Source organism: Streptomyces sp. TSRI0281 (genome assembly GCF_001905125.1).
GTDB lineage: Bacteria > Actinomycetota > Actinomycetes > Streptomycetales > Streptomycetaceae > Streptomyces.
On the sequence record NZ_LWLE01000005.1, the window covers coordinates 62,096 to 88,283 of the forward strand.

The window sequence follows — 26,188 nt, forward strand, 5'->3', positions numbered from 1 at the left end:
CTCCACAGCTTCGTCGCCCAGGGGTACGGTCCCCGAATTCGGAGGTCGAGCATCTCACCTCGTCAGCGTTCGGTTGCCGACGGTTCCCGCCGGTCCTCCAGCCCCTCGTCGCGCCGAGGGCGACCGGTGAGCACGAGCGGGCCGCTCTCGGTGATGGCGACCGTGTGTTCGGAATGGGCGGTGCGCGAGCCGTCGGCCGAGCGGATCGTCCAGCCGTCTGGGTCGTAGACGATCTTGTTGGTGGAGCGGGCGAACCAGGGCTCGATCGCGATCGTCAGACCGGGGCGCAGCTTGAAGCCGCGACCGGGCCGGCCGTCATTGGGTATGTGCGGGTCCTCATGCATGGTGCGGCCGAGGCCGTGACCGCCGAATTCCAGGTTGACCGGGTAACCGTAGTCCGAGGCGACCGCGCCGATGGCCGCGGAGACATCCCCCAGCCGGTTGCCGGGCCGGGCAACCTCGATCGCGGCTTCCAGCGCGACCTCGGTGGCCCGTATCAGCCGCAGGTCCTCCTCGGCAGGCGTGCCGACGATGACGGAGTACGCCGAGTCGGCGACCCAGCCGTCGATGCTCACAGCCATGTCCATGCTCAGCAGGTCCCCGTCGCGCAACGTGTAGCTGTGCGGCAGACCGTGCAGAACGGCGTCATTGACCGAGAGGCACACCACATTGCGGAAGGGGCCGCGACCGAACGAGGGTGAGTAATCCCAGTAGCAGGATTCAGCGCCGCGCTCCTTGATCCGACGGCGGGCATGGTGCTCCAGATCCATCAGATCAACACCCACCGCGGCGAGGTCACCGAGCTCCGCCAGCAACTGTCCGATGAACTGACCTGTGACGCGCATACGTTCGATCTGATCGGGAGACTTGAGCTCGATCACTGGCGATCCTCGATTCCCAGATTGCGTGGAGGTATTTTTATACCGGAGGTATTTTTATACCAGACGGTGGAGTGGTTGTCGTCCAAAGGATGTGGCCATACCGTGGTCCGCATGGTCCGTCATCCGCTCGCCCCCGAACAGATCGACGCGGGACGATGCCTCGGGGCCTTCCTGCGCGGCGCCCGGGGCGAGCGCCGCCTCGTCGAAGTGGCCCTGGCAGCGGGCATCTCGCCGGAAACCCTCCGCAAGATCGAGACCGGTCGGCTGCCGACGCCCGCGTTCGGCACCATCGTCATGCTCGGCGAGGTGCTCAGCATCTCGCTGCCCCAGCTCGCGGACGCCTGGCGCGCCGGTCTGATCCAGCACGAAGCCGTCCCCGCTCCGGTGGCCGGTGCGATCGGCACCACCGCCGCACATCCGGTGGTGCCCTCCGGTGCCGGGATCTCTTGACGTACCCGTAGAGGAAGCGCATCCCGCTCCGCCCCCGGAGCCGCTCAAGGATCCAGCAGCGCCACCCGCCGCCCTCCGCACCGGACGGAGCGGGGTACACCAGGTCCTCGGCATCAAGGTCGTCGATGGCCGGGTCCTCTCCGTTGTCCGGATTCCCTGGCAGACGTCCACGCCCTCGGCGCTCAGGCCGGACGTCCGGCAGCAGACGGACCTGGCCGGGATGGTCGCCGACGGTGCTGCCTCCCGAAGAGAGGCAGGAGCGCGCCGAGTCCGAACTCCACGGTTGGCCGCACAGCTCAGACCGACCGGCAGGCCGGTTCTCCTCGGCCTCGCGACAGCCGCCCTCTGGGCAGGCGAAAAAATCTCCGGGAAAATTCGCGCCGCCGGCGATGAGTTCCGTCGGAGTGCGCGGTCCAACTACATGACAGCAACTGATAGCCAATATTGCAGGAGCACCTCATGCGGAAGATCATCGCCGGTCTGTTCTCGTCCCTGGACGGCGTGGTGGAGGCCCCGGAACTGTGGAACATGCCGTACAGCAGCAGCGAGACGGGCGCCGCCCTGATGCGGCTGTTCGAGGACGCCGACACCGCCCTGCTGGGCCGCAACACCTACCAGCAGTGGAGCTCGTTCTTCCCGCACGCCTCCAACGAGCAGGTACCCACCGCAGACTGGATGAACTCCTCCCCCAAGTACGTCGTCTCCTCCACACTCACCAGCGTGGAGGAGTGGAAGAACAGCAACTTGGTCACCGGGGAGGACATCACCGGTCAGCTCCGGGCGCTGAAGGAGCAGCCCGGCGGCACCATCAATGTCGGCGGCAGCATCACCCTGGTCCAGTGGCTGATGCGCAACGGCCTGCTGGACGAGCTCTACCTGCAGATCAACCCGGTCGTCGTCGGTACCGGGCGCACCCTCGCCGGCGGTGAGCAGATCCCCCTGACGCTGGCATCCAGCCACACCTTCGCCAATGGCGTCATCGAGGCCCACTACAGCCTCCAGGCTCGCTGACCCCCGACACCAGAGTCCGCGCGGCCGGAGCGTGAGCACCCGCCGACGAGCATGACATCCGGGTGCGACCTCCGAGCCACCCGCCGGAGCGGCTTCGCCCACTTCGGCACGCCTCCGTTCTCCGGCCCTTGCGCCCGCCGCCCCACCTGGTGGGGCGGCGGGCGTTGTCGGCGGCCCGGTCGCTTACGGCGGCGTTACGGTCGTGGCTTGTTGGCGAACACCCAACGGTTGCCCGCCAGTGCGTCGTTCGGCTCGGGCAACGGGCCGCGTCCGTGATGGCGGGTGAAGTCGAAGGGGGTCCGGACCGATGTGGACCAGCCCTTGCTCGCCAGATCACCGGCGGAATCGGGCCGCGGCTCTCTGTCGAAGAGGCTGAGCAGGTCGATGCCGATCTGGTGTGTCGTCGAGGTGTAGAGGGGGCTGTCGCAGTACTCCAGCAAGTCCTTGTCGAGCTTGACCTCGAACGCCAGGGCGCTTCCTTCCGTACTCAACCGGTCCACCGTGTCGATGAGGTACGTCTCGGCGGCGGCGGGCAGGTAGAACATCAATCCCTCCGCCAGCCAGACGCTCGGTGCGGCCGTGTCGAAGCCGGCGTCGGCCAGCGCTCCGACCCAGTCGGCGCGCAGATCGATCGGGATGGGTACGCGCGCTGCCTTCGGGGTGGCCGACAGTCCGTCGAGCACCTTGTCCTTGAACGCCAGCACGCCTTCTCTGTCGATCTCGAAGATCACACAGCCGGGAGGCCAGTCGAGTCGGAACGCCCGTGAGTCCAACCCCGCCCCGAACAGAACGACTTGGCGGGCGTTTCCCGTATGCACCGACCGGAGGAGAAAGTCGTCGAGGACCCTCGTCCGCAGACCGAAGTAGCGCGCGAATCGCCCCCACAGCGGGTTCGCGTCCCCGTCCGGAACCTGTTGTACGCGGACCGGCCAGTCGGCGGACGCCGGTGTGGCGAGCACGAAGTGCTCCGCGTAGATGTCCCGTGCCAGGCTGTCATGGCGATGGGTCTCGATCGCCCTTGCCGCGGCGACCATGAGAGCGGTCAGGCCGACACCTCCTTCCACCCCCTCCGTGCCCTCCACGTCTTCCTTGCCTTCCACCCCGGTGTTCCGAGGCGTAGTACCGACCACGTGCTCTCCCTTGGACGAGTTGAGACCCACGAACAGCGAGGAATACGAGTGATGGATCGATGGTGGCCTCACGACGCCGCCCCTCCGGGCGCCCCGATACTCGGGAAACGCCGACAGCGCGCGGTCCTGCGGCCATCCGGCTCCCCGGTCCGGCCGTCCCGGCGTGGGGCAGGTCGCCAGGCGGGCGAGTCGCAGCGATGCGGTATCCATGGTCTGCCGTCAGACGGCGCTCGATCAGAGCCGGTCGGGTGGGGAGCGGTGTCCGATGCCTCGCTCATCGGATCCTCCCCTCCGGAAGCAGGACGGGTTTGACCACGCGGCCCGCGTCGCAGTCACGTTCGGCCTCGTTGATGTCGGCCAGTGGATAGGTACGGATCAGCTCGTCGAAGGGAAACCGCCCGGCCTGCCACAGCCCGGTCAGCCGCGGAATCAACAGACCCGGGACCGCGTCCCCCTCACAGATGTGGGAGATTCTCCTGCCCCGGTCCAGTGCTCCCGGTTCGAGCGGCAACGCGGTGTGGAGCCGTGCCACCAGACCGAGATGGCCGGTCGGGCGCAGGGACCGCAATGCGTCGTTGATCAGCCGGGCGGAGGCCGTGGTATCCAGCGCGTACTGCGCACCGCCGTCGGTCAGTTGCTGGATACGGCCGGGCAGGCCGGCCGTCGTGGCATACAGCGGGATCGCACCGAACCGTTCGGCGAGGGCCAGCCGTTCGGGGTGCCGGTCGACGGCCACGATCACAGCTCCGGAGGCGGCGGCCGCCATCACCGCGGCCAGGCCCACCGCTCCTGCGCCGAAGACCGCGAGGGTGTCACCGGGCCCGATGCCGAAGGAGTTGAAGACGGCACCGGCACCGGTGAGGAAGCCGCAGCCGAGCGGCCCGAGCAGTTCGATGGGCAGCGAGGGGTCGGCGCGGACCGCGTTGCGAGCCGGAACCACCGCGTACTCGGCGAACGAGGACTGGCCGAACCACCGGGGGGCCAGTTCGTCTCCGGCCGCGTCGATGAGCCGCTCGGCGCTCTCCTTCCGCCCTCCGAAGAGGTTGAGCGAGGCGAAGGAGTCACAGTAGGCGGGGGCAGCGCCGATGCAGTTCCGGCAGTGTCCGCAGGAGTCGAAGCTCAGCACGACGTGGTCGCCGCTGCTCAGGCCGGTGTGCGGGCCGCCCGTCTCCACCACGACCCCGGCCCCCTCGTGACCGAGCACCGCGGGCAGCGGTGAGCGGCCTGCCGATCCCCGGACCGCGAGATCGGTCCGGCACATCCCGCAGCCCGCGATTCTGACCAGAATCTCGCCTTCGGCCGGGCCCGTGTTCAGGGTCACCTCCTCGACGGCGAATCGGCTCTCGTACGAGCGCAGTACCGCCGCGTCGAACCGCATCGTCACGCCTCCTCCGGACGGTGCACGACGAACGGCCTGAGGTTCCCGTAGAGCCCCCATATCCCGCCCGCGACGCCGACACCACTCTCCTTGGTGCCCGCGAAGGGCTGGGCGAGGGACAGTTCGGCGTGGTGGTTGATCCATGCCGTGCCGCACTCCAGCCGGTCGGCCACCGCCGCTGCCCGGTCGAGATCCGTCCCCCATACCGAGCCGCCCAGCCCGAAGCCGGTGTCGTTGGCAGCCTCGACGGCTTCGTCCAGGCTCCCGTACGGCAGCACGGGCAGAACCGGACCGAACTGCTCCTCCACCACCACGGGGCTGTCGGGCGGGACATCGGCCAGGATCGTCGGGGCGTAGAAGTAGCCCGGTCGGTCCAGCCGGTGGCCACCGGCCACGGCTCGGGCACCGTCCGCCAGGGCCTGGGCCGTGTAGCGCTCGACCCGGGCCAGTTGGGGGACATTGTTGAGCGGGCCCAGCTGCGTACCCGGGTCGAGGCCGGCTCCGACAACGACGGTCTTCGCGCGCTGTGCGAGGGCCTCGACCACGTCGGAGTAGAGCCGGGCCGGGGCGTAGACACGCTTGACCGCCATGCAGACCTGCCCGCAGTTGCGGAACGCCGCCCAGAACAGCCGGTCCGCGATCCGCTCCACATCCACGTCCTCCAGCAGGATGGCGGCGTCATTGCCACCCAGCTCCAGGGTGACGCGTCCGAGCGACGCCGCCGCACCCTGCGCAACGGCCCGTCCGGTGGGAATCGAACCGGTGAAAGTCACATGCCGGATCCCCGGATGCGAGGCCAGGCGGGCGCCGAGCGGTTCGTGACCGGTGACGATCGTCAGTACGCCCTCGGGGAGGGCGGTGGAGAGGACGGATCCCAGCAGTCGTGTGGCGAGGGGCGTGCATGGGGAGGGCTTGAGCACCATCGTGTTGCCTGCGGCGAGGGCGGGCGCGAACTTCGCCGACGCGAGCTGGAGGGGAAAGTTCCACGGGACGATCGCGGCGACGGGCCCGAGCGGTCGCCAGCGGATCTCGCTGCGTACCGGCCGGCCGTCCGTGATGGGTTGGGGCCCGGGGTCGAGCTCGGCGAAGTAGCGCAGGCGGGCCGCCGTGCGAGTGATCTCCGCATACGCCTCGGCCAGGGGTTTGCCCTGTTCACGGGTGAGCAGCGGGGCAATGTCCGTCCCGGCCGCGTCCACGGCGTCGGCTGCCGCGAGCAACGCGGTGGCGCGGGCTGAGCGGTCGGCCCGCCAGCTGCGCCATGCCTCGTGGGCCCGGCCGACGACGGCATCCAACTCGTCCGGCTGCTGGTCGGGGGCCTCCTCGAAGGCCTCGCCCGTCGCCGGATCGAGGACCGCGAAGCGCTCGCCGAGGGTTCCGGGCGTGTGCCTGCGCTGTTGTGTCACCATGCCCGCGGTCAGCTCGCGGCGGTGACAGCAGCTGCCTGTTCCCGGTCATGCCGGTCCATCTCCGCCCTGAAGGCGGCCACCAACTGCGGCTGGATCCTTCCGGTGGTGCGGTCGCCCCCCTCGCAGACCGCCCCGCGCACCCCCACGATGTCCGTGCCGATGCGGGTCAGCGCGCCGAGGTCTCCCACCTTCACGCTGCCCGCGAGGGCGGCGAGCAGACCGGCCTCGTGGGCCCTCCTGACGAACTCCGCGCAGACCTCTGGCGGAACGTGGTCGAACAGCCGTGTCCCGTCCTTGACCGCAGTGTCGAGCATGGCCGCGTCGGAGCCGGAGCGACGGGCGATGTCGGGCAGTGCGAGCGGGTTGACGCAGCCGATCCGGTGGGCGTCGGCATAGCCCGAGGCGACAACGAACGCGTCCGGCCGATAGTCCTTCACCGCCCGGACGACCCCGCGCATGACATCGATGGCCTGTTCGGGCGTCGTGCATCCGTAGAGGCCGACCTTGATGTACGTGGCTCCGGAGACAGCAGCGCCGAGCGCCGCCTGGGCCACCGTGCCGGGTTTGTACGGCACGTCTCCCACGGTGGCGGACACCGGTTTGTCCGCCGGGATCGCGTCGCGGATCTCCCTGATGACCCACGGGAAGTTCGCGCCGAGCGAGCCCTCATCGGGCCTCTTGACATCGACGATGTCAAGGTGCTCCGCCGCCTTCGCGCAGTCGAGGGCCTCCTCGACGCTGTCCGGGGAGATGAGAAGCAACAACGTGGACTCCTTCCACCGCATGTCCTGGCCAAGAGGCAGGCGCGCCAAGTCGCCTGGATGCCGTGCGGTTCGCTCATCATTGCTGCGGCTCGTGGCCACCGGTAGGGCGTGCGGAGTCCTAACGGGTAGGGAACGGCGCAACCAGCGCGCCGTGCACGCCGGTGCGAACCAGCGCCCGCACGACCGCGGGTTCCGAAGCCGACCATCAGCGATCGGTAGGACCTGCTGAGCGGCGAGCCGCCGCCCGGCAGGGCTCTCAGCGAGGACGCGGCCCGTCAGTCCTCGTCCGTACCGGACAGAGCTTCGGCGATCATGCGGGTGGCGAAGTCCGAGTCGTCGGTGATGCGGTTGATGTGCTCCGCGAGCAGGAAAGCGGTGACTTCCAGGGGCGTCATCTCCTCCTCAGTCCACTCTCCGTACTGTTGGCGCCACAGGTTGGGGCTCAGGCCGGTCCCCGCGGCGATGACCAGACCGGCCATGGTGGGGACGGCCTCGGGGCGGACACTCCTGGGCATCATGCGCATCGTGGCCACAAGCGTGGGCACCACATACTCGATCACGTCCTTGTCGTGGTCCTCGTGGGCCTTCCGCAGCCACGTCATGAACATGAAAATGAGCGTGCATGCCCCGTCCAGCAGGTCCTTGGCTCCCTCGGGGCCCAGTGTCGCGGTGAACTGGTCGATCAGCGCCTGTTGTTCGGCGTCGGTCTCGGCGTTGCCGTCGTGAATGCTCTTGAGCCGGGAGTCGATCACCATGAGCGCTGCGCCCACATCACCGGCGGGAGCATGCTGGGGGTCGCAGGGCGATGACACAGGATTCCTCCTCGGATGGCTGCGCTGAGCAGCGCGGCGTATCCGTACAGTAAACGGCCGACGAGACACGGGCCGGTGGGTTATCCGCATTCCAAGAGACGCTGACTACGCGTTCCGATCTCGTGTGCTGGGTCCGCTCTTGCGGCCGGCCGCCCCCAGCGATGGCCTGTCAGGCACGGGCGACCGGCCGGCTCGGCTCAGCCGCTCGTGGAGATACGTGCGGCGGCGCCCCGGGGAATGATCACTGAATCGGGTGTCAGATGCGTGATCCGGTTGCCCTCAGGATGCCTGGCTCCATGCCGAGGAAGCCACGGGACAAGATCACCGAAAGGGTTCACCTGCCCATGACCACGACGATGCAGGGACGCCCTCACCACCCAGTACGAACGTGAATGCGACACCATGCACGCCAACCACGACGGCTGTCCGGACTGGACGAATGCCAGAAGCTCGCCGACCGCTACGTCGACGGCGGGCCAGGGGCCGAATTCCTCTCAGGCCCCGTCGGCCGCACCGCCTGCCCCCTGGCGCAGCACCGGCAGTCCGGCTCGCAGGCGTTCCAGGAACTCCGGCACATCGATGCTTTCGCCTTCCATGTCGACGACCTCGGCGACGAACGACTCCACGATGTTCATGCTGCCGAAGTCCGCGTCGTCATCGTCGCCATAGTTGTCCACCAGGCGGGCGCCGGGAGCGGAAACGCGGAGATCGTGGTCGTAGTTGATGACCCATGGGGTCTCGATGGTGCGGGTCTCCAGGATGCCGTTGTTGTAGTCGCCGTAGACCAGATGGGTGAAGGTGCCCTCCTGGATATAGATTTCGCAGTCGCCGCCCTCCAGGGTCTCGGCCCGGGTGGTACCACCGACGTAGAGCCCCGGCAGAGACCCGTAGAGCGCGATCGGACCGGACACCGTCAGATCGCCGGTGATCACGACCAGGTCCACGCCGTCCAGACTTCCGATCCCGGCGACGGCTTCGAGGAAGCCCCCCTCCAGGACCAGATCGCCTTCGAAGAGCAGGACGTTGTCGTAATCGCGCTCGAAGGAGGCGGAGAGAGCCGGCACGAGACGAGTGTTGGCCTCTGCGAAGGAGAGGCGTTCGGGTGCGGAGTTGTTGGTCATGCGGGCGACAATAGGACACGGGTACGACAGTCCTTCGATGTCCTTCTGGTCATCGGGCGCACGGCCCCGGTTGCCGGGCCCGCAGGCGGAGGGCGTTCAGTCCTCCGGAGCACAGCGGAAGCCGCACATCGGTCGGCCTCGGTCGAGGTAGACGCGCTCAGCAACACGGCTTCGGCTTCGGCTTCGGCTTCGGCTTCGGCTTCGGCTTCGGCTTCGGCTTCGGCTTCGGCTTCGCACCAACGCGAACACACGACCTCACACTGACGGCCAAGTGCCTTCTTCACCGCCAACAGCCGTACCGCTCCCGTCCTGCTGGGGGTGCTCCACCGCCTCTCTGCCGACAAGTCAAGGCCTGTGAGCGGCTCTCCGTCCTGAGCACTGTCCTGGTTTCGTCCGCACAGAGCCGACGGCGCAACTGCCCCGGGACCTGACCGTCCTCCGGGAAGTGGCCGGTGGGCGCCGAACGCCCCCTGTCCGACGTACGCAATAGTCGGCCGCCGCGAACTGAGTGGTGCCGCAGCTGCAACGCGCCGTCACCGAGACCTCTTACCGGACGGCGAATCCGTCATGCGACGATACGATCAGGCCAACTGGCTTACAAATTCGGTGAGTATGGAGACAATTATGAGCAGCAACGATGCCGACTTCCGTAGGCGGATCCGATCGGACGTGCCGCACTCCGCACGGGTGTGGAACGCTTGGCTGGGTGGGAAGGACAACTACCCGGTTGACCGGGACCTGGCCGACGCGGTCAGCGCGGCCTACCCGCAAATGGTCGACATCGCCCGGGCATCGCGTGCGTTCCAGATTCGCGCGGTCCGGTACCTTGCCGGGCTGGGTGTGCGTCAGTTCCTGGATGTGGGAACCGGCCTGCCGGTGGAGAACAGCACTCACGAGGTGGCGCAGAACATCGTGCCCCAGGCGCGGATCGTCTACGTGGACAACGACCCGATCGTCCTGGTCCACGCCGCAGCACTGCTGACCAGCGCTCCGGAGGGCCGGACGGAGTATGTGGAGGCGAACCTGTCCGAGACGGACAAGGTGGTGGACGCGGCCGCCGGGACGCTGGACCTGTCGGAGCCGGTGGCTGTGCTGCTGCTGTCGACGCTGGGACACCTGTCCCCGGCCGACGGCATCGACGTGGTCCAGCGGTACATGTCCCGCATGCCGTCGGGAAGCTACCTCGTGCTGTGCGACACGGTGAAGACGCCCGCCACGCTGGCCGCTGAAAAGGCGTACGCATCGGGCGACAACCCTCCTTACCTGGTGAGGGAGCCCGAGGAGATCACCGGATGCGCCGAAGGTCTGGAACTGGTTGAGCCGGGCTTCGTATCGATCGCGCAGTGGCGGCCGACGGACGAGGAGCCGGTCCTCGTCGACCAGTGGGGACTCGTCGCCCGCAAGCCGTAGACCTCCCGCGCACCGACATCTACGACCGGGCCGAAGCAGGGGCGGCTCACCCGGCAACAGTACGAGGACCTCGCGGAGCTCGGGGTTGAGTGGGTGCGACTGCCACCATGGCCCCGGATCCCCTTGGCCCGGGAACGCGTGCTGTCGGCCCGGCCGCGTCGGACGCCGACCCTGCTGCAACACGACGTCACGACGCTCCACCCCCTCGTCAACATGCCGCCTGCGTCATGGGCCGGGGCCGCCGAGGCAGCACCGGCCCATGACGCCGAGTCAGGCCTGGCGTCATGCCCGCCTCCTCTTCCTGGGCCGACCCGCTGCGCGGCCGCCGCCGGCGCGGCGATCGATTCGACGTACTCCACGGTCAAGCTGCGGACCAAGGTCACCTGCGGGGCGGCAGCCCTGCCGCGGCCCCGGCCCGGCGTTCAAGCTGGTCCAGTCCGCCCAGGCCCGATGGCGCGCGACCATCGCAGCCCACCTCGCGTACCTCGGGCGCCCGCTTCGAGAACGGCGTCCTGGTCGAGCGCGCCGACCTGGCGGCATGACCGAACCGCCCGGCCGAGCTCTGCCTGCACCGAGCTCGTTCGAGGAGCTACCAGCCGCCCGCACGGAGTCGTGAGCGGGCGGCCTCTAGTCGAGGCCTTCCGCCTTGAGGTCGTAGACCAGCAGGAGCGTTCGGTAGGACTCGTCGGGTACGTCCTCGCATGCCTTCGGCCGATTGATGAGCGTCGACTGATTGTCCAGAGCCCGCTCGCACGTGGCCCGCACCTCCTCTTCGGACTGTGTACAGGCGGTAAGAGCCGTGACCAGGAGTGCCACTGCGAGTGCGGCGGCGGCAGTCGTGCGAGTGCGCATGATCTCCCTCGGGGCGGTACGTAACGGAGGAGAAAGTGTCGGGCAACAAGGGGCATCGGGTACGGCAGTTGGCGCCGGATGCACTCGGACGGGTCACCCCCGGAGAAGCGCTGACGGTCATGCGGTCGGTTCGGCTTTTTCGTTCGCATGGATCGGGTTTGCCAGAGTCGTACGCCTTCCTGACGGCAACTCAGTCATCGGTGTACAGGGCGGCGGGATGGCGGGCCTTCGACCAGGTGGGTTGAAGGGCGGGGGCGGCGAGGCAAAGGCGTGCGCGCGGAAGAACCCGCACACCCTCAAACAGGCACTTCCCTCAGTGCACGGCCACAACTGGTCACGAAAGAGGAGATTCCTACTCCGAACTAATTTACTGAGCCAATGATTTCGCCGCTTCGACAACACGCGAGGCAGGCTGCCGGGGCGGCATGGCTATCAGGAGCGGTTTGAGGAACCAGCGGAAGGCCGCTGCGGCTGGGAATGATCACGATTCAGTCAACCTGGAGATAATCTGCGGCTGTAGCCGACGTGAAGGGACGCCCGATCCGAATGGAGTCACCTGGTCAGCCTCCCCACGTCGACTGTGTGGATCGTCGCCACTCCGGTCGCGCCGATTTCGCCCGGTGGTCGCAGGTCACCGCCGGGATGATCTCTGGTTGACCTCAATCCTGATAGAGGCTGTGCAATGACATCAGCCCCAAGGAAGGAAAATCTTGCCCACCGAGACACTGCAGATTCCCACCGAGGACGGCCGGGCCGACGCTTTCGCCGCTTACCCCGCCGGTGGCGAGCGACACCCAGGGGTGCTGCTGTACATGGACGCCTTTGGCGTGCGGCCCGTACTGAGGGAGATGGCCCGGGAGCTTGCCGAGCACGGGTACTACGTGCTCGTCCCCAACCTCTTCTACCGGAACGGCCCGGCACCGGTGATCGAGCTTCCCGAGCACATCGGAGAAGAGACCCGGCCTGCGGTGTTCGCCCAGCTGATGCCTTTGATCGAGGCGCACACCACCGAACGTGCCCTGCGTGACGCCGACGCCTATCTCAGGTTCCTCAGCAGCCGGCCCGAGGTCAGCGCCGGACCGGTGGCCGTGATCGGCTACTGCATGGGCGCCGTCCTGGCGATGCGCACCGCGGCGGCTCATCCCGACCAGGTGGCCGCCGTCGCTGGATTCCACCCCGCCCCCTTGGTCACCGACGCCCCCGACAGCCCGCACCGCCTCGTCTCCCGACTCACCGCCCAAGTCCACCTCGGACTCGCCGAGAACGACAGGTCGACCGAGGCCATCAGCGAGTTCAACCAGGCCCTGGATGCCGCTGGCGTCAGCTACACCTCTGAGATCTACCCCGGCACCGTCCACGGATTCACCATGTCCGGCACCGACGCCTTCAACCCCTCCGCACTGCAGCACCACTGGGACCGCGTGCTCCCCCTCCTCGACCGCGCCCTGGCCAACCGTTGAAGCTCACGGCTCCGGATCCCTCAGCCGTTTTTGTTCGGATCAGCGGGCTACGGTGCGCTACTGGCTGATATGGCTTCTACGGCACCTTCGCCGACTGCACTCCCGGCCAGGGGTACGGACTGCTCGGCTCCTACGCCGAGGCCGAACTCCCGGATCTCGGAGAGGCCGCATCTTCCGACTACCTGACCAGCGTCGCCGACGCACTCCGGACGGGGCGCGGCCTCGGGAACGATGCCCCGTCGCCGTTCCGCCCCGTCCCCGCGGGCGGCCGGCGTCGATGCGTACACCGCGCGCAAGCGTTCCTGGGTCAGTGCGGCCGGTTCTGGGCGTGGGCCTCGGCGGCGGACTTCAGGTCGCGCAGCCATGATTCGAGGCCCTCGCTGAGGATCTTGGTCGCGGTGGGAACGTCCGCGTCGACCTGAGCGCCCGTGTGGGTCTCCTCGGTGCTCACGCGGAAGCCTCCCCCGACCTTCGTGAAGGTCCACACGTGGACGCCGTCGATATGCAGCCCTTCGCCGATCGCGGGGCCCGTCCAGCGGATGCATGAGTTGTGCTTGAGCTGCTGGACGGTCGAGGTGATCTCCAGGCCGGTGGCGGGAGTCGAGGGGTTGGGGGGTATCGGGGTCGTCCACCGGAATGCCGAACCCTTGCGGAAGGGGCCGTGGTCGAGCCGTTCCACGGTCTCGACGGGGGTCTGCCAGGACGGCCAGCGCTCCACGTCCGTCTGCAGCTTCCAGATGGTGTGCAGCGGGGCGTCGATCACGATCTCGGTCCGATGGCGAACGAGAGCGTCCAGGTCGACACCCTTCCCGCGGCAGGTGAGGGACTTGCCGGGGTGGGAGGCATGGGAGCCGACGGCGCCGGCGGACGCGGCAGTGGCGCCGAGGAGGCCGAGGACGAGCGGGACCGTGAGCAGGGCGGCTGGAATGCCGGTGCTGCGGACGCCGGACATGGAGTTCTCCTCTGTCGATGGGGGCGTGAGCGTGCCTGTCACACGGGGCGTGCGGCTGTACCGCACACCCACACCGAGATAGAGGCTCACGCGTTCGTTAATGGTTATAACGTTTTGCGGATCGGCGGGTCAATGGGCTGCGTGATAACTTCTAACCAACCCTTGAGGTTGTAGCCGGATGGATGGGAACGGTGGCAGACCATGGCGACGACGGGCGCGAGCACCCCGCGGGAGCGCTACCGGGCCCAGGTGCGGGCGGAGATCACAGAACGCGCCTGGGAGCAGATCGCCACGGCCGGGGCCTCCGCGCTCTCCCTGAACGCGATCGCCAAGCAGATGGGCATGAGCGGACCGGCGCTCTACCGCTACTTCGCCAGCCGTGATGATCTGATCACCGAACTCGTCCGGGAGGCGTACCGAAGCCTCGCCGAGACCCTCCGTACGGCCTTCGCCGATGGCGTCGACCTGGCCGGGCTGGCACACGCCCTGCGCGGCTGGGCCCTGGCGGACCCTCAGCGGTACTTCCTCGTCTACGGCACCCCCATACCCGGCTACCGTGCGCCCGCGGACACCACCGCCATCTCCTCCGAGATCATGACGACCCTCCTCGACGCATGCACGGCGCTCGCCCCGCTCAGCGCCGCGACACCCTTCGGTACCTACCTGGAGGACCACCGGGACTGGGCCGCCGGCCACCCCGCCCCGCCCGAGGCACTTCACCGGTTCCTGACCTTCTGGACCCGTATGCACGGCGTCCTGTCGTTGGAACTCGCCGGCCACTTCGCCGGCATGGACCTCGACCCCGCCCTTCTCTTCGCAGCCGAACTGGCCGACCTGCTGGCACCCCGATCCTGACGCCGCACGCCGCGCAACGCCCCCGATCCGGCCCGGAGCCCGATGGGGCGGGAGAAGATGCGCCGAGTCAGCGGGCGGAGGCCAACTCCTGTCTCGTTTGGATACCGAGGCGTTTGAACGGACAGAGCACCAGGCACAGGCCCCTCTCCACCACCACCGCCGGGCTGCACTCGGGCCAGAGCCGACCTGTCCGATCTACCGGAGATCGTCGCTGCCCGGAAGCGCCACTACCGGCTCCTTCGCCTCTACGGCCCCAACGTGATCAACATCTGCTACGAACAGACCTCCCGCTTCTGGGCCCCTCCTCCAACACGGCTACCGGTTCAGCGACCTCGCACAGCGACTCGCCCGGCTCCAGCCCCGCGCGCCCCGCACCATCCGTCCGTGGGTCCCCGAGCGCTACGCGGGGATCCATCCCGAGATCGTCAAAGCCATGGTGTTCTACGCAGCTCCGCACCGGCGCGGCCTGGCCCTCTCCGGCGCTGATGAGGACTTCCGTGCCTTCCACGCCGAATTCATCCGGCGGCTCGCCAACGAGAGTTCCCTTCGCACCACCGCCAAGCCCTGGTTCCTCCATCAACTCCGCGTGATCGCGCACACCATCGAGGCAGTGGCGCCCTCGGCGATCGAGCAAGCCAAACACCGGAACGAGTCTGCGGCGGGAGTAAGGTCTCTCACCCCAGCCGGTGTCATCGGTCTCAGGACGGAGCGACGGAATAGCTGAGGTCGCTGACCGTGAGCGAGGCGGGCGTCAAACGCAGCCATGTCGTGCCTCGTTCGCTCGGATCGTCATACAGATAGGCCACGAACCGTTCATCCCACAGGGTCTCGTCCGCTCCCAGATAGCGGGACAGCTTACGTCGGCCTCTTGGCACATCGAACGGCACAAGCTCAGCCTTCCCCCGGGCGATCACCTGCTGAACGCGTCCCGTCACGAGATCGCATTCGTCCACCACGAGCGCGACATTCGGGTCGTTCTTCACACGGTCGAACAACCGGGTCCACGGGCCCGTCAGCACCCAGAATGCGCCGTCCTCCCACAGGAACCAGAGAGGGCGCACCGTGGGCCCACTGGTGGCAAGGCGAGCGGTGAGCGGCTGCTGCAGGAACGCGTCCACATCGAAACTGTGAGAGGTCACAGCTCCAATCGTGTGGTACCACACGTCTCTTGCCTACCGACCTCCGACCTAGGACCACAGCAGCACGGAAGACGAGTCAGGCTGTGACACGACCTGACGCCCCGACACCCCAGGGAGGTGGAGAGTGCCGTGACGTTGTCCCTGGCGGGGATCGCAGTCGTCGCCAGCGGTGACCCCCCGAAGGGCAACTTGGCTCTTGACTGCCCGGGTTGGCCGAGACAACCACAGCCACTACGACTCGCTCGATCTGAGCCACGGCTGGTCGGAGAACTGCGGTGGCTCAGATCCATCGACACAGGTCAAGAGCCGTGTGGGGGGGGCCGGAAGCCGGAGGACGAGGTGGGAGGCGAAGCTCGCCACGCGGACGAGGGCGGCGGTCGTGTCGGACGAGGCCCTCGAATAATCCTGTGCCGTGCAAGTCGGTGGAGGTACAGAATCGTTCCATGGCGGAGATACGGGCGTTCCGGGACGCGGTCAGTGGCTGGGCCGCCGGTGGTCCCGGCAGGCCGGCGAGCGATCTGGCTGTGGGACTGGGGATACGGACGGCGGTACTGGTGGAAGGGCTGAGTGACCTCGCGGCCGTCGAGACACTGGCCGCACGGCGTGGCCGGGACCTGGCCGCCGAGGGGGTGTGCGTCGTGTCGATGGGCGGGGCGATGAGCGTCGGCCGCTACGCCGGCCTCCTCGGGCCGCCCGGCCTCGGGCTGCGTCTGGTAGGCCTGTGCGACGAGGGCGAACAGCGCTTCTTCGACCGCGGCATACAGCGGGCACGGGCGCCACACCGGGACATCTTCGTGTGTGCGTCGGATCTGGAGGACGAGCTCATCCGCGCGTTGGGCACCGCGAGGGTCGCGGAGGTCATCCGGGCCGAGGGCGACTTCCGCGCCTGGCAGACCTTCCAGCACCAGCCCGCGCACCAGGGCCGTCCCCGGGAGCAGCAGTTGCGGCGCTTCCTCGGCACGAAGAAAGGCCGCAAGATCCGCTACGGCCGCCTCCTGGTCGAGGCCCTCGACCCCGGACAGGTACCGGCCTCCCTCGATGACCTCCTCATGAGCCTGTGAATGGGTGGACGAGGAGGGCTGTGGTGGCCGCAACAGCTTCCTTGCCGACTGCGGCTTCATCGGAGCGCTTGCGTGCGACGGTTCGCAGGACGTCGGATACTTCTGGAGCCGGGCGCTGGGATGGCCGTTGGTCTGGGACCAGGACCAGGAGACCGCGATCCGCTCGCCGCACGGCGGTCCGAAGTTCGCCTGGGGCGTTCCGCCACTGATGCCGGGGGCAGGCAAGGGCCGGCTGCATTTCGACCTCGCTCCCTCTGACCACGGTGATCAACAAGCGGAGGTCGACCGTCTCGTCTCCCTCGGGGCGACTCGCGTCGACCTCGGCCGGGGCAAAGGCGGCCAGGTGACAATGGCTGATCCCGACGGCCGTGAGTTCTGTGTGTTGACCGCTCCGTAACGCGACCGCCCCGGAGGCAGCGACCCTCCTCATGGCGGGGAGATGCGTGCTCGCTCGGCTCACCGACGTACACGACCATCGCTCTGCAGCGGTTCAGGGGTGGGGAACAAGCTCAGAAGGTGCCGGGCGAGCGGTGATGGACCGCTGCCCCCCGCTCGCATTACCCCCGACGTAATCGACGCCTCAGCAGGGCCCTGTCAGGCTTACCACCATGACGCACACCACCACCGCAGACGCCACCCGCGCCACCGTTCAGAGGTTCCTCTCCCTCCGCCTCGCCGGGGACACCGAGGGGCTCACCGCGCTCTTCGCCGACGATGTCGACTGGCTGCTCGCCGAGAACCCCACGGTTCCTTGGATCCGACCGCGCTCCACGGCCGCCGAATGTGCCGCTCAGTCCGTGGAGTTGGCCGAGTACACCGTGGCCGAGGACGCCCGCGCGTCCGTCAGCACCTTCCTTGTCGACGGCACCGAGGCCGTCCTGATGGGGCACCTCTCGGGGACCGTCCGCACGACGGGCAAGTCCTTCGCGGGCCCCTTCGCGCTGCGCCTCACCGTCGAGGGCGGTCGGATCACCCGGCACCACCTGTACGAGAACAGCCTGTCGATCGCGGAAGCGTGTGCTCCCTGACGACGTGGCCCACCGCGCGAGGCTGCGTACATCGTTCCTGACGAGGCAACGCGCCCGAGGCCTGCATGCCTCCGGCGAGGAGGACGCGAATTCGGGCGGACGGGCCAAAGCCCCTCGACATGCGGGCGGCCCGACGAGGCGCTGCGGCGAGGCGGGCCGCGCTGTCCGAAGAACTGGCCGAGCCGCAGAGGGGTTGCCCCTCCTCCAACCGACGGTGGGCCAAGGTCCTCATCCCAGGAACGCCGCAGTGGTCGCCACGAACTGGTTCGCGTCGTCGAGCCAGGGGTAGTGACCCGCCCCTGGCTGCACCACGAGCGTGGCATCGGGGAACAGTGCCGCGAACTCGGCCACCGTCCGAGGAGGGCTGTTCAAGTCGAACTCTCCGCCGAGCAGCAGGACGGGAGCCTCGCAGGCGGTGAGCATCGCCCGAGTGGTCTCCGGGCTGAAGGCGCCTTCGGCCGCGAAGACAGCGACGGCCTCGCTGTTTCTCGGCCGGCCGGCCGCCTGGTGCTTCTGCGCCGCGGCATCCCACCGGCCGCAGAAGAAGGGGGCAATGGCCTCCCAGTTGCTGCCGGTACCTTGGGTGATCGCTTCCAACGCGGCGAACGCCTCCGGGAACCACGGCTCGTTCTTCCGCCGCGCCGCGAGCTCGCGGCGCGTCTCCCCGGTGATCGCTACACCGACAGCTCGGGTTCCAGGGCCGATCAGGGCGAGCTTGCCGACGTTCTTCGGGTATCGGGCCACGAACTGCGTCGCGATGTTCGCGCCGGCGGAGTGGCCGAGCAGATCGATCCTGGAGAGACCGAGGTGTTCGCGCAGCGCCTGGACGTCGTCGACAAGGCGGTCGCAACGGTAGGAGGCGGGGTCCTGGGGAATGGCTGACTGACCGGTGCCGCGCAGGTCCAGGACAACGAGTTGACGATGCATGGACAGACCGCCGAGTTCGCCGAGATTGAGAGAGTCGGCGGGACCGCCCGGGATACAGACGACCGGGTCGCCGTCTCCGTGTACGCGGTAGGAGAGCTGGGTTCCGTCATATGCGGAGAAGGTGGGCATGCCGAGGATCCTGACAGCCATAACCACGTTGTACAACCCAGTTATGGCGGTGGACGTCCGGAGTGTATAACCGGGTCATGGCAGCCGAAGAGAACACGCACCAGACCCCCGAGGCGCTGACCGAGGCACAGGCCGAGCGGATGCTCGCCGACATGAACGAGGTCATCCGCGCAGGTGAGGAGATGCGGAAACTGCGTGCCGAAATGATCAAAATCTTCGCCGGATTCGGCTGGACCCAGGACAGGATCGCCCGGCTCACCGGTATGAGTCAGCCCGCCGTGTCGAAGCAGGTGACGAAATACCGGGCGGGCGACCCGCTGCCTCCGGCACGGCTCTCCCTCGATCAGCGCGACGCGCCGTGGCTCGAAGGACGTCTGTGGGGCCTCGCCGAAGAAATCTCCGAGACCTTCGGCTCCGCCCGCAGCGCCCACTACGTCAACGCCATCGCCAGGGGGAAGAAGCGCTTCACACCCCGGAACGTCGACGAGCTGCGCCGCCTCGTCGAAGAGGACCTGATGCTTCACCGGGCAGAGATGTCCGGCAGCTACCGAAAGGCGTACGACGAGATCAGCCGCGGCCTCGACATCCCCGCGAAGGTCACCGCCACCGCATCAGCCTCTGTGCGTCGCGCCCTCGCTTGCCAGATCCAGCGCGAACAGCTCAGGAACGCCCCCTGAGTCCCTGAGGTCTCACGAGCGAGCAACGTCAAAGAGACAGGTCCCACGTCCGGCGTCATTGCGGCGGTCCGGCCCGAACCACCCTCGTGGGACAGTTGAGTTGCGGATCCCCGTCAACGCCAAGGAGACGAGCGACAGATGACCGAATCCGGTACCGAGGCCGTCGGGTCGCCGACCTCCGAATTCGCGGGTGGAGTCGTTGATTTCGCGCTCACCCAACGCAGCCGCGAGTACCCGGACGGCTTGTACGTCGGGCTCCTGGGCTTTCCGGACTTCCTGCCGTACGCCCGGATCGTGATCGAGAGCGGTCCGATGCCGCCCGGCCTGGGCATCGACGAGGCCAGGGTCACCGATGTGCTCGCCTCGAACATCGCCGCGGCCGGAACCGGCGACCCGCTGTACGCGAATGCCCCGGAGACGGCCACGCCGCGCGGCTGGACCTGGCATCACGATCCGCTGGAGCGCCGGTTCCTGCTGCTCCCGGTCGACGTCAAGAACAACATGGTCCACCACGGCGGCGTGGCCACCATGCGGGCCAACCGTGCCAGGACGGGGCTGTGGAGCCCGGTGGCGCAGCCACGCGTTCCGGCCGTGATGCGCACCGGGAGCGGCTTGAGCGACGGCGACCTGAGTCACCTGGAGAGCAAATACCTGGAGCACCGGCTCCCGGAGAGCTACCGCACCTTCATGATCGAGAACGGCGGCGGTCCGCCGGAGCACGCGATCGTGCATCCCGATCTCGGGTTCGTCCTCGACCAGCAGTTCTTCAACCTCTACGGAGACCCGGACCCCTACGACCTGCTCGACAACGCGGTGATGATGGCCGACCGTCTGACGGCCGAGTACCTGCCGATCGCGTGGGTCCAGGGCGGCGCGCTGGTGCTGAAGACCCGGGGCACCGAACCCGGTTCGATCCTGTACTGGGACAACGACGACCGCAGGACGCAGCAGGGCGACACCCCGGAGATCGGCGTGTCGCGGTTGGAGTACCTGGCCGACGACATCTTCACACTGCTGGGGGACGAGCTGATCGAGGTTCCCGCCCGACTGGAGGAGATCTCCCGGTCGGCGGTCTCCGGTGGCTTCTTCCACCCGGTCACCCTCGACAACGCCGGCGCCGGACTGCCGGCCGATCTGCGCGCGTAGCGCCGCACCACGAAGGGAGCGGACGGACAACCGTGTTCGACCATCGCATGCCGCCCGGTGTCGGCGCGGCTCTGCGACGTGCGGGCACCGGGACCGTGACGGTGGTGAGCGCGCACACCACGACGGTGGACGTTGCACCCCACCGTCTCGGCGCTGCTCGACCGCACCGGGCCCGCGATGCGCTCGGTGTTCCACGGGCGTCGCCCCGAGGCCCTGTTGCTGTCACAGGTGGCCGTGGAGGCGGAGGCATCACTCGCCGCCGAGGGCGCGTACGGGAGCGACGAGAACGCGGTACTCGACCACATGCGGCAGCTGCTGCGCGGCGCGGTCGTCTCGGCGATGCCGCTCCGCGAGCCGAACGACCCCGTCCATGAACGGCCGATCCCGCCGTGCTCGTCCTGCGCGCCCGCGCCGGCCGCCCTCGGGGTCGGGGGCCCGGGGGTGTCGGCATCATGAGCAACCGTTTCCCCAAGGGCGTCATCGAGGCTCTGACCGCGACCGGTTGGCACGACGGCATCCGCATCCCCGAGGACGAATTCCTGTGCTGGTACCGGGCATTGGGCGCAGCGGGGATCGACCTGCCGCCGAGCGCGATGACGGCGCTGCGGGATTCGGCGGCATGACGGTGCACCAGTACGGTCCGGGGACCGACATGTCGCGGATGCCGTTCCGGATCGACCGCTGGTCGGCCTGTACGCGGGTGATGTGCTCGCGGCCTAGGGAACGGCACTCGGTCGGCCCCTCGCCCCGATCGGCGAATTCGACCTGGGCCGGGGCCGACTGGCAATGGACCCGCTCGGCGCGGTCTACCTGTGGTGGGGCGACCTGTGGAAGGTGGCGGACACCTTCGACGGGGCGCTGATCTCGCTGATCGAGGGCCACCGGCCGGTGCGCCTGGACCTGACGCCGGCTCGGGCCCCGTTGCCGGCGCGGCCGATCGACGAGGCCGAGGCCCGCGACAAGGCCCGCCGGCAGGTGGTCGACGGCGGCCCGAACGCGCCGCTCGACTTCGTGATGACAGCAAAACCCGAATGACCGTCCGGGAGTCCTGATGTTCATCGAACCCAACTCCTCGGGGGTCCCTTGCCGAGGAAGCTCTGTGCGAGCTCGAAGCGCAGCTCCGAGTCCCGCTCCCGGCGGAGTACCGAGCGTGGCTGGGCCGCACCAACGGCGCCGAGTTCCCGCTCGATGCCGTCCTGTCGGAGTTCGAATACCACGTCGAGGACGACCTCTACGGCTGTCGGACCGGCGGGAACGTACACACGGAGCTCCTCTACGCGCACGCGTTCGGCCGGGGCGACCTGTCGTGGGACTACCTGCCGATCATGCGGCTGTTCACCGGCGCGATCCTGATCAAGGTGACCGAGCCGGGGCTCGGGTCGATCTGGCATCGGGGCGAATCCGACTTCACCGAGGACGGCGTCTACCTTCCCGATACCCCTCCGGCCGACGGACCCGAGGGAGTGGCCGATACCTTCACCGCTTTCCTCGGCATGTGGCGCACGGACGAGGATTCTCCGGACCCCGACCCGCTTCCGGCACCGTGACGACGTACGACCGGCCGAACGCCGCCGCAGACGGGCGCGGCCCGCACATGGCGATCATCAGGTCTGCTGAGACAGCCGCACCCGCCGCATGACGACTTCGCGCTGCCGCGCCCGTATCGTGCCGGGGCAGGCGTGCCCGCCCCAGGCGCTTCCGCCCATGGCATGGGTGCCCAGGCCCCGCCCCTTCGGGGAGTCCGTCACCTCAAGAGGCCAGCCGTGCTCACGGACACCCCAGGCGTAGACGCGTGCCACGGCGTCGACCTGCGCCGTGGTGAGCGGTTTGCCGACAAAGCCCGAGGTCTCCATCGACACCCATTCGACATTGCCCGCGCGCTGTGTCCAGGAGCGGTGGTGGACCGATACGTACTGCTCGATCTCGCCCGCCCGGGACACCCAGAAATGGGCTGAACTCTTCGTCGCGGGGTCGGAGAACCGCTCGAACAGCGAACCCTCGCCCTCCTGTACGTGCAATATCAGCCCCCGTTGCCCCTCCCGCCCGCCCCGGCTGAAGTTCGCGCCGATCGGCTTCTGGGCCACGCCGGGCATCCATCCGGGCGGCGGGGAAGCGGGGGGCGCCGCCGCGGCACGGGGCTGCTGGACGCCGCGTTCCCCCGGGGCCTCCGGGGCCTGCCGGGCGGACTGCCCCTCCCTGCGGAGGACAATCGCTGACACCGGAGCGAGGAGAACCCCTCCCCCGAGGATGAACACGCCGCGCCGGGTGGGTCGTCGGCGCCTCCGCGTCACCGGTACCTCCATGTCGGCTCGCCGGGCACAGTTCGGCTGTTGCAAGGGGTGGGCATGCCGTCCAACATGACCCGTGAATGCGATCACCACTCCATGGCCATGTGATGAAACGGCAACAGCGCGGCCGAACTGGGCGCTCGGTGGGATCTACGCGGTCCTGCCCGTACCGAGCCGACAGTCCACCGAGGACGAGGTGTCCGGCCGAGGATTCATTGCGGCCCCGTCCCTACGGGACAGCCCTGAGGCGCTCGGCCAGGAAGTCGATGATCTCGTTCCGGGCTTGCACGGTGGGGTGGCCTTCCTCGTCGACGAGGTGTGCCGTGACGACGCTGTGGGCGCAGCCGACGACGTCGCGGAAGAAGGGCGGAGGGTCCGTGTTCGCCGTCTCGGCTTTGAGTACGCGGCCGTCGAACGCGTCCCCGAGGAGCGCTCGGTAGGCAGCGAACCGCTGGCCGGTGCACCATCTGTCGTTGTCGAAGCGGTAGGCGAGGACCTTCAATCCGTCTCGCTCCACGCGTTCCGCCACGGCCACGGCGTCTTCGTCGCTGATCTCCAGACCGCCCGCGTCGTCGAGCGGAAGCGACGGATGGTTGACCACTGGTGCGATGACAGCGGGTTCGAGCGCCATGGTCAAGGCGAAGTTGCCGGTGAAGCACAGGCCGACGGCACCGACACCGGGCCCGCCGCGCTCGGCGTGTGCCAGGCGGGCGAGGCCGCGCAGCCAGGTGACGACGGGGCTGGTGCCTCCACCGGCGAACGCCCGGAACTCGGCGCTGACACACGCGCGTCGGACCACCGTCTCGTGTGCCTCGGCCAGCGGATAGGCACCGTCGACGCCGAAGAGGGACGGCAGGTACACGGAGAAGCCGGCATCGCGCACCCACCGGGCGAACCGCGCGACGTCGGGGCTGATACCCGGCATCTCGGGCAGAAGGACGACTGCCGGTCCTGACCCGGCGACGTACACGGTCTTGTCGACGTCATCGACGCCGACGGTTCTCCGCGAGAAGTCGTCCAAGGGGTCGTTCTGTCCTCGCATGATGGTCATGACCGAGATCATGATGAGTGGCAGCACCCCTTGAGAAGCGGCGGCATCGCCATGTATCCCGGTAATATCGCCATCCGTTCACGGACGCCGGAGGGGTCGTATGAGTCCGCTGCGAGTCGGTGTGCTGGCCTATCCCGGCTGCTTCGCGTCGGAGGTATTCGGAGTCCCCGACCTCCTGGTGATGGCCACGCACGTCGCCGCGGCACAAGGGGCGGTCGAGCCGGCCTACGAGGTCTCGGTCGTCTCGCCCCGGCGGCGAGTGATCGCGTCCGGCGGCTCGCTCATCGATGTCTCGGCGGTTCGTCCGGTGGACGTCCTGATCGTGCCGGGCTTCGAGCTTTCGCCCACGCTCGATCTGGACGCGACACTCGCGGATCTGGGACCGGAAGTGTCATCGATCCGATCGCAGGCGGCTTCGGGAACCGCCGTCGTATCGCTCTGTGTGGGTGCCTTCCTGATCGCTGAAGCCGGGCTGCTCGGCGGGCGCGAGGCGACCACGTCCTGGTTGTTCGCGGATCGGTTCGCCCGCCGGTACCCGGACGTGCGCCTCCGCCCGGAGAGCTTGGTCGTGACCGACGGCGGGGTGACGACCACGGCGGCCTTCAGCGCCATGTACGACTTCGCGCTGCGGTTCATCCGTGAGCACGACGGCCCCCGTGTCGCCCGCAGCACCGCGCGCATCGCGCTTGTCGACGATGCGCGCTCCACGCAGGCTCCCTATGTCGACTCGGGGCTCATACCCACTGTGGGAAGGGAGTTCTCGCTCAGCGTCAAGCGGTGGCTCGACCAGAACCTGGGTGCTCGCTATGACCTGCCCGCCCTCGCCCAGGAATTCCACGTGAGCACGCGAACCATGCTCCGTCGCTTCCGCGACGAAGCGGGCGAGACGCCGCTCACGTACCTGCAGACGGCCCGGGTGCGTCGAGCCAGGCACTGGCTGGAGACGACCGACAGGACCGTCGCGAGCATCGCCGCCGCTGTCGGGTACGGCGACCCCGGCGCGTTCAGCGGCATCTTTGCCAGACACACGGGCCGGCGGCCGAGGGAGTACCGCGCGATGTTCCGTCGTCGCCGCGAGCCCCACGGGGCAACTCGCCGCACGGATACATGAGAGCTGCCCGCGACAGCAACAGGCCCCTCCTCCTCGATATCCGCTCGGCTGCGCGCACCCATCGGAGGCCGGGCCCGGGAATCGTCCGCCCTGCTCATGCTCCGTGCGGTCCGGGAGCCCGGCCGCGGGCGCAGCCTCTCCCCCACGACGGCCAGCAGGGCCGGGAGCAGTCCGAGAGACATCGCCACCGCGACGGCCACCGCGGCCGCCGCACTCAACCCCATGGAGGTGAGAACGGGAACCCCTACGACGGTCAGTCCGGCCAGCGCGATGATCACCGTCAGACCGGCGAACGCCACAGCGCCGCCGGCCGTGGCGGTCGCCCGCGCAGCGGCCTCCCGCGCGCTGTGTCCCTGCGCCAGCTCCGAACGATGACGCGACACGATGAACAGTGCGTAGTCGATCCCGACCGCCGGCCCCAGCATGATCGCCGGCGTCGGCGCCTTGTCGGAGACCCCCACCACCGAGGACAGGCCCATCAGCCCGGCCATACTCGCCACGACCGCGGTCAACGCGGTCACCAGAGGCATCCCCGCCGACAGCAGAGAACCGAACGTGATGGCGAGAACCGCGAGGGCAACCAGCACCCCGACCCCCTCCATCGGCCCCACGAGCGCGGCCGGCTCCTTGTACGCGTCGCCACCGAACGCCACGTCGATTCCCGCGGCCCGGCTGCCGGTCGCGGTGTCCTTCAGAGCGGCAAGGTCGGCCTCGCGGACATCCTCGTCCGCGGCCACGGTGAATTCGACCTGAGCGACCGCCGTCCTCGCATCCGGCGTCACCGTCCTGCCGGCCATCGGATCACTGACCGACGACACACCCGGAACCGTCTCCGCCGCAGTGAGAGAGCGCTTCAGCGCGGCGGCCTTCGCGGGGTCCTTGAACGACGTGCCGGGGGGCGCCTCGAAGGCGATCTGCGCGCTCTGCCGGTCCGAGGCACCGAAGTGGTGGTCCATCTTCTCCAGGGCGCTCTGTGCAGCCGACCCCGGAATATCCGACTTGGTCTCGAAGCCACCCGCGAACGTGACTCCCAGAGCAACGATCGCGACGACCGCGAGCAGCCACACGGTCAAGACCGCCCGGCAGCGCCGCACCGCGAACGCCCCCCAGCGATGGAGAAGAACAGCCATGATCACAGCTCAATTCCGT

27 protein-coding genes and 3 pseudogenes are annotated in these 26,188 nt (G+C 68.5%); 16 read left to right on the forward strand and 14 right to left on the reverse strand.

Going from position 1 to position 26,188, the window contains the following annotated elements:
* Window positions 1-62: 62 nt before the first annotated feature.
* Complete coding sequence (map, locus tag A6A29_RS11800; protein ID WP_073719996.1) at window positions 63-881, reverse strand: type I methionyl aminopeptidase; 819 nt, start codon at window positions 879-881, stop codon at window positions 63-65.
* A 111-nt stretch (window positions 882-992) separates the two neighbouring features.
* Here map and A6A29_RS11805 point away from each other — a divergent pair, with 111 nt between their 5' ends.
* Window positions 993-1,331, forward strand: a complete 339-nt coding sequence (locus A6A29_RS11805; RefSeq protein WP_079182707.1) for a helix-turn-helix domain-containing protein — start codon at window positions 993-995, stop codon at window positions 1,329-1,331.
* Window positions 1,332-1,790: 459 nt separating this feature from the next.
* Complete coding sequence (locus A6A29_RS11810) at window positions 1,791-2,342, forward strand: dihydrofolate reductase family protein (RefSeq protein ID WP_073719997.1); 552 nt, start codon at window positions 1,791-1,793, stop codon at window positions 2,340-2,342.
* Between the two features lie 194 nt (window positions 2,343-2,536).
* Here the strand turns inward: A6A29_RS11810 and A6A29_RS11815 are convergent, their stop codons facing one another.
* From A6A29_RS11815 to A6A29_RS11840, 6 genes are all read right to left on the reverse strand, one after another.
* Window positions 2,537-3,472 (reverse strand): class I SAM-dependent methyltransferase, encoded by a 936-nt coding sequence (locus tag A6A29_RS11815; protein ID WP_073719998.1) that lies wholly within the window; start codon window positions 3,470-3,472, stop codon window positions 2,537-2,539.
* 274 nt (window positions 3,473-3,746) lie between these two features.
* Window positions 3,747-4,850 carry an NAD(P)-dependent alcohol dehydrogenase gene (locus A6A29_RS11820; RefSeq protein ID WP_073719999.1) on the reverse strand — a complete coding sequence of 368 codons (1,104 nt, stop codon included), beginning with the start codon at window positions 4,848-4,850 and terminating at the stop codon, window positions 3,747-3,749.
* Window positions 4,851-4,852: 2 nt separating this feature from the next.
* Window positions 4,853-6,256, reverse strand: a complete 1,404-nt coding sequence (locus tag A6A29_RS11825; RefSeq protein WP_073720000.1) for an aldehyde dehydrogenase family protein — start codon at window positions 6,254-6,256, stop codon at window positions 4,853-4,855.
* Window positions 6,257-6,264: 8 nt separating this feature from the next.
* Window positions 6,265-7,020: a (5-formylfuran-3-yl)methyl phosphate synthase gene (locus tag A6A29_RS11830; RefSeq protein WP_073720001.1), complete on the reverse strand. Its 756-nt coding sequence runs from the start codon at window positions 7,018-7,020 to the stop codon at window positions 6,265-6,267.
* Between the two features lie 275 nt (window positions 7,021-7,295).
* Window positions 7,296-7,832 (reverse strand): hypothetical protein, encoded by a 537-nt coding sequence (locus A6A29_RS11835; protein ID WP_073720002.1) that lies wholly within the window; start codon window positions 7,830-7,832, stop codon window positions 7,296-7,298.
* Window positions 7,833-8,326: 494 nt separating this feature from the next.
* Entirely contained in the window at window positions 8,327-8,953 is a 627-nt protein-coding gene (locus A6A29_RS11840; protein ID WP_073720003.1) for a hypothetical protein, read from the reverse strand.
* 624 nt (window positions 8,954-9,577) lie between these two features.
* Between A6A29_RS11840 and A6A29_RS11845 the strand changes: the two genes are divergently transcribed.
* A complete protein-coding gene (locus A6A29_RS11845) occupies window positions 9,578-10,363 on the forward strand; it encodes an SAM-dependent methyltransferase (protein WP_073720004.1) in 786 nt (261 codons plus the stop codon).
* A 627-nt stretch (window positions 10,364-10,990) separates the two neighbouring features.
* On the opposite strand, the gene A6A29_RS11850 is transcribed toward A6A29_RS11845, so the two are convergent.
* A complete protein-coding gene (locus A6A29_RS11850; protein WP_073720005.1) occupies window positions 10,991-11,215 on the reverse strand; it encodes a hypothetical protein in 225 nt (74 codons plus the stop codon).
* Window positions 11,216-11,925: 710 nt separating this feature from the next.
* On the opposite strand from A6A29_RS11850, the gene A6A29_RS11855 reads away from it, so the two are divergent.
* Window positions 11,926-12,675, forward strand: a complete 750-nt coding sequence (locus A6A29_RS11855) for a dienelactone hydrolase family protein (RefSeq protein WP_073720006.1) — start codon at window positions 11,926-11,928, stop codon at window positions 12,673-12,675.
* 307 nt (window positions 12,676-12,982) lie between these two features.
* On the opposite strand, the gene A6A29_RS11860 is transcribed toward A6A29_RS11855, so the two are convergent.
* The gene (locus A6A29_RS11860; protein ID WP_073720007.1) at window positions 12,983-13,627 is read right to left on the reverse strand and encodes an SRPBCC family protein; all 645 of its coding nucleotides are present in this window, start codon (window positions 13,625-13,627) and stop codon (window positions 12,983-12,985) included.
* Between the two features lie 201 nt (window positions 13,628-13,828).
* On the opposite strand from A6A29_RS11860, the gene A6A29_RS11865 reads away from it, so the two are divergent.
* Entirely contained in the window at window positions 13,829-14,482 is a 654-nt protein-coding gene (locus A6A29_RS11865; protein WP_073720008.1) for a TetR/AcrR family transcriptional regulator, read from the forward strand.
* A 433-nt stretch (window positions 14,483-14,915) separates the two neighbouring features.
* Complete coding sequence (locus A6A29_RS44730; RefSeq protein WP_143196977.1) at window positions 14,916-15,206, forward strand: hypothetical protein; 291 nt, start codon at window positions 14,916-14,918, stop codon at window positions 15,204-15,206.
* On the opposite strand, the gene A6A29_RS11870 is transcribed toward A6A29_RS44730, so the two are convergent.
* On the reverse strand, window positions 15,181-15,621 hold the full coding sequence (locus A6A29_RS11870; RefSeq protein WP_073720009.1) for a pyridoxamine 5'-phosphate oxidase family protein: 441 nt from the start codon (window positions 15,619-15,621) through the stop codon (window positions 15,181-15,183). The two genes, A6A29_RS44730 and A6A29_RS11870, sit on opposite strands and share 26 nt — an antisense overlap.
* Before the next feature lie 443 nt (window positions 15,622-16,064).
* Here A6A29_RS11870 and A6A29_RS11875 point away from each other — a divergent pair, with 443 nt between their 5' ends.
* The 3 genes and pseudogenes from A6A29_RS11875 (at window position 16,065) to A6A29_RS11885 (ending at window position 17,710) form a co-directional block, all read left to right on the forward strand.
* On the forward strand, window positions 16,065-16,682 hold the full coding sequence (locus A6A29_RS11875; RefSeq protein WP_073720010.1) for a TOPRIM nucleotidyl transferase/hydrolase domain-containing protein: 618 nt from the start codon (window positions 16,065-16,067) through the stop codon (window positions 16,680-16,682).
* A gap of 31 nt (window positions 16,683-16,713) precedes the next feature.
* Window positions 16,714-17,079, forward strand: a pseudogene (locus tag A6A29_RS11880) (VOC family protein); the annotation flags it as partial.
* A gap of 211 nt (window positions 17,080-17,290) precedes the next feature.
* The gene (locus A6A29_RS11885; RefSeq protein ID WP_073720011.1) at window positions 17,291-17,710 is read left to right on the forward strand and encodes a nuclear transport factor 2 family protein; all 420 of its coding nucleotides are present in this window, start codon (window positions 17,291-17,293) and stop codon (window positions 17,708-17,710) included.
* A 228-nt stretch (window positions 17,711-17,938) separates the two neighbouring features.
* On the opposite strand, the gene A6A29_RS11890 is transcribed toward A6A29_RS11885, so the two are convergent.
* On the reverse strand, window positions 17,939-18,766 hold the full coding sequence (locus tag A6A29_RS11890) for an alpha/beta fold hydrolase (protein ID WP_073720012.1): 828 nt from the start codon (window positions 18,764-18,766) through the stop codon (window positions 17,939-17,941).
* A 77-nt stretch (window positions 18,767-18,843) separates the two neighbouring features.
* Here A6A29_RS11890 and A6A29_RS11895 point away from each other — a divergent pair, with 77 nt between their 5' ends.
* The 6 genes and pseudogenes from A6A29_RS11895 to A6A29_RS43880 all read left to right on the forward strand — a co-directional run bounded on the left by A6A29_RS11895 (window position 18,844) and on the right by A6A29_RS43880 (window position 22,136).
* Entirely contained in the window at window positions 18,844-19,443 is a 600-nt protein-coding gene (locus A6A29_RS11895) for a hypothetical protein (RefSeq protein WP_073720013.1), read from the forward strand.
* A 138-nt stretch (window positions 19,444-19,581) separates the two neighbouring features.
* Window positions 19,582-20,589, forward strand: a complete 1,008-nt coding sequence (locus A6A29_RS11900; RefSeq protein ID WP_073720014.1) for an HNH endonuclease — start codon at window positions 19,582-19,584, stop codon at window positions 20,587-20,589.
* Window positions 20,590-20,721: 132 nt separating this feature from the next.
* Window positions 20,722-21,045, forward strand: coding sequence for a YwqJ-related putative deaminase (locus tag A6A29_RS11905; protein WP_073720015.1), 324 nt, complete (start codon window positions 20,722-20,724; stop codon window positions 21,043-21,045).
* Complete coding sequence (locus A6A29_RS45210; RefSeq protein ID WP_158074386.1) at window positions 21,042-21,212, forward strand: hypothetical protein; 171 nt, start codon at window positions 21,042-21,044, stop codon at window positions 21,210-21,212. The genes A6A29_RS11905 and A6A29_RS45210 overlap by 4 nt, the downstream gene beginning before the upstream one ends.
* Window positions 21,213-21,324: 112 nt before the next feature.
* Window positions 21,325-21,624, forward strand: a pseudogene (locus tag A6A29_RS11910) (SUKH-3 domain-containing protein); the annotation flags it as partial.
* Between the two features lie 62 nt (window positions 21,625-21,686).
* Window positions 21,687-22,136: an SMI1/KNR4 family protein gene (locus A6A29_RS43880; protein ID WP_107468194.1), complete on the forward strand. Its 450-nt coding sequence runs from the start codon at window positions 21,687-21,689 to the stop codon at window positions 22,134-22,136.
* Window positions 22,137-22,193: 57 nt separating this feature from the next.
* Here the strand turns inward: A6A29_RS43880 and A6A29_RS46405 are convergent, their stop codons facing one another.
* On the reverse strand, window positions 22,194-22,673 hold the full coding sequence (locus tag A6A29_RS46405) for an N-acetylmuramoyl-L-alanine amidase (protein ID WP_241838427.1): 480 nt from the start codon (window positions 22,671-22,673) through the stop codon (window positions 22,194-22,196).
* A 433-nt stretch (window positions 22,674-23,106) separates the two neighbouring features.
* On the reverse strand, window positions 23,107-23,928 hold the full coding sequence (locus A6A29_RS11930) for a dienelactone hydrolase family protein (protein WP_073720142.1): 822 nt from the start codon (window positions 23,926-23,928) through the stop codon (window positions 23,107-23,109).
* Window positions 23,929-24,049: 121 nt separating this feature from the next.
* On the opposite strand from A6A29_RS11930, the gene A6A29_RS11935 reads away from it, so the two are divergent.
* Window positions 24,050-25,039, forward strand: a complete 990-nt coding sequence (locus A6A29_RS11935; RefSeq protein WP_241838428.1) for a GlxA family transcriptional regulator — start codon at window positions 24,050-24,052, stop codon at window positions 25,037-25,039.
* Between the two features lie 128 nt (window positions 25,040-25,167).
* Here A6A29_RS11935 and A6A29_RS47995 read toward each other — a convergent pair.
* Window positions 25,168-26,169: pseudogene (locus A6A29_RS47995) on the reverse strand (MMPL family transporter); the annotation flags it as partial.
* Window positions 26,170-26,188 lie beyond the last annotated feature (19 nt).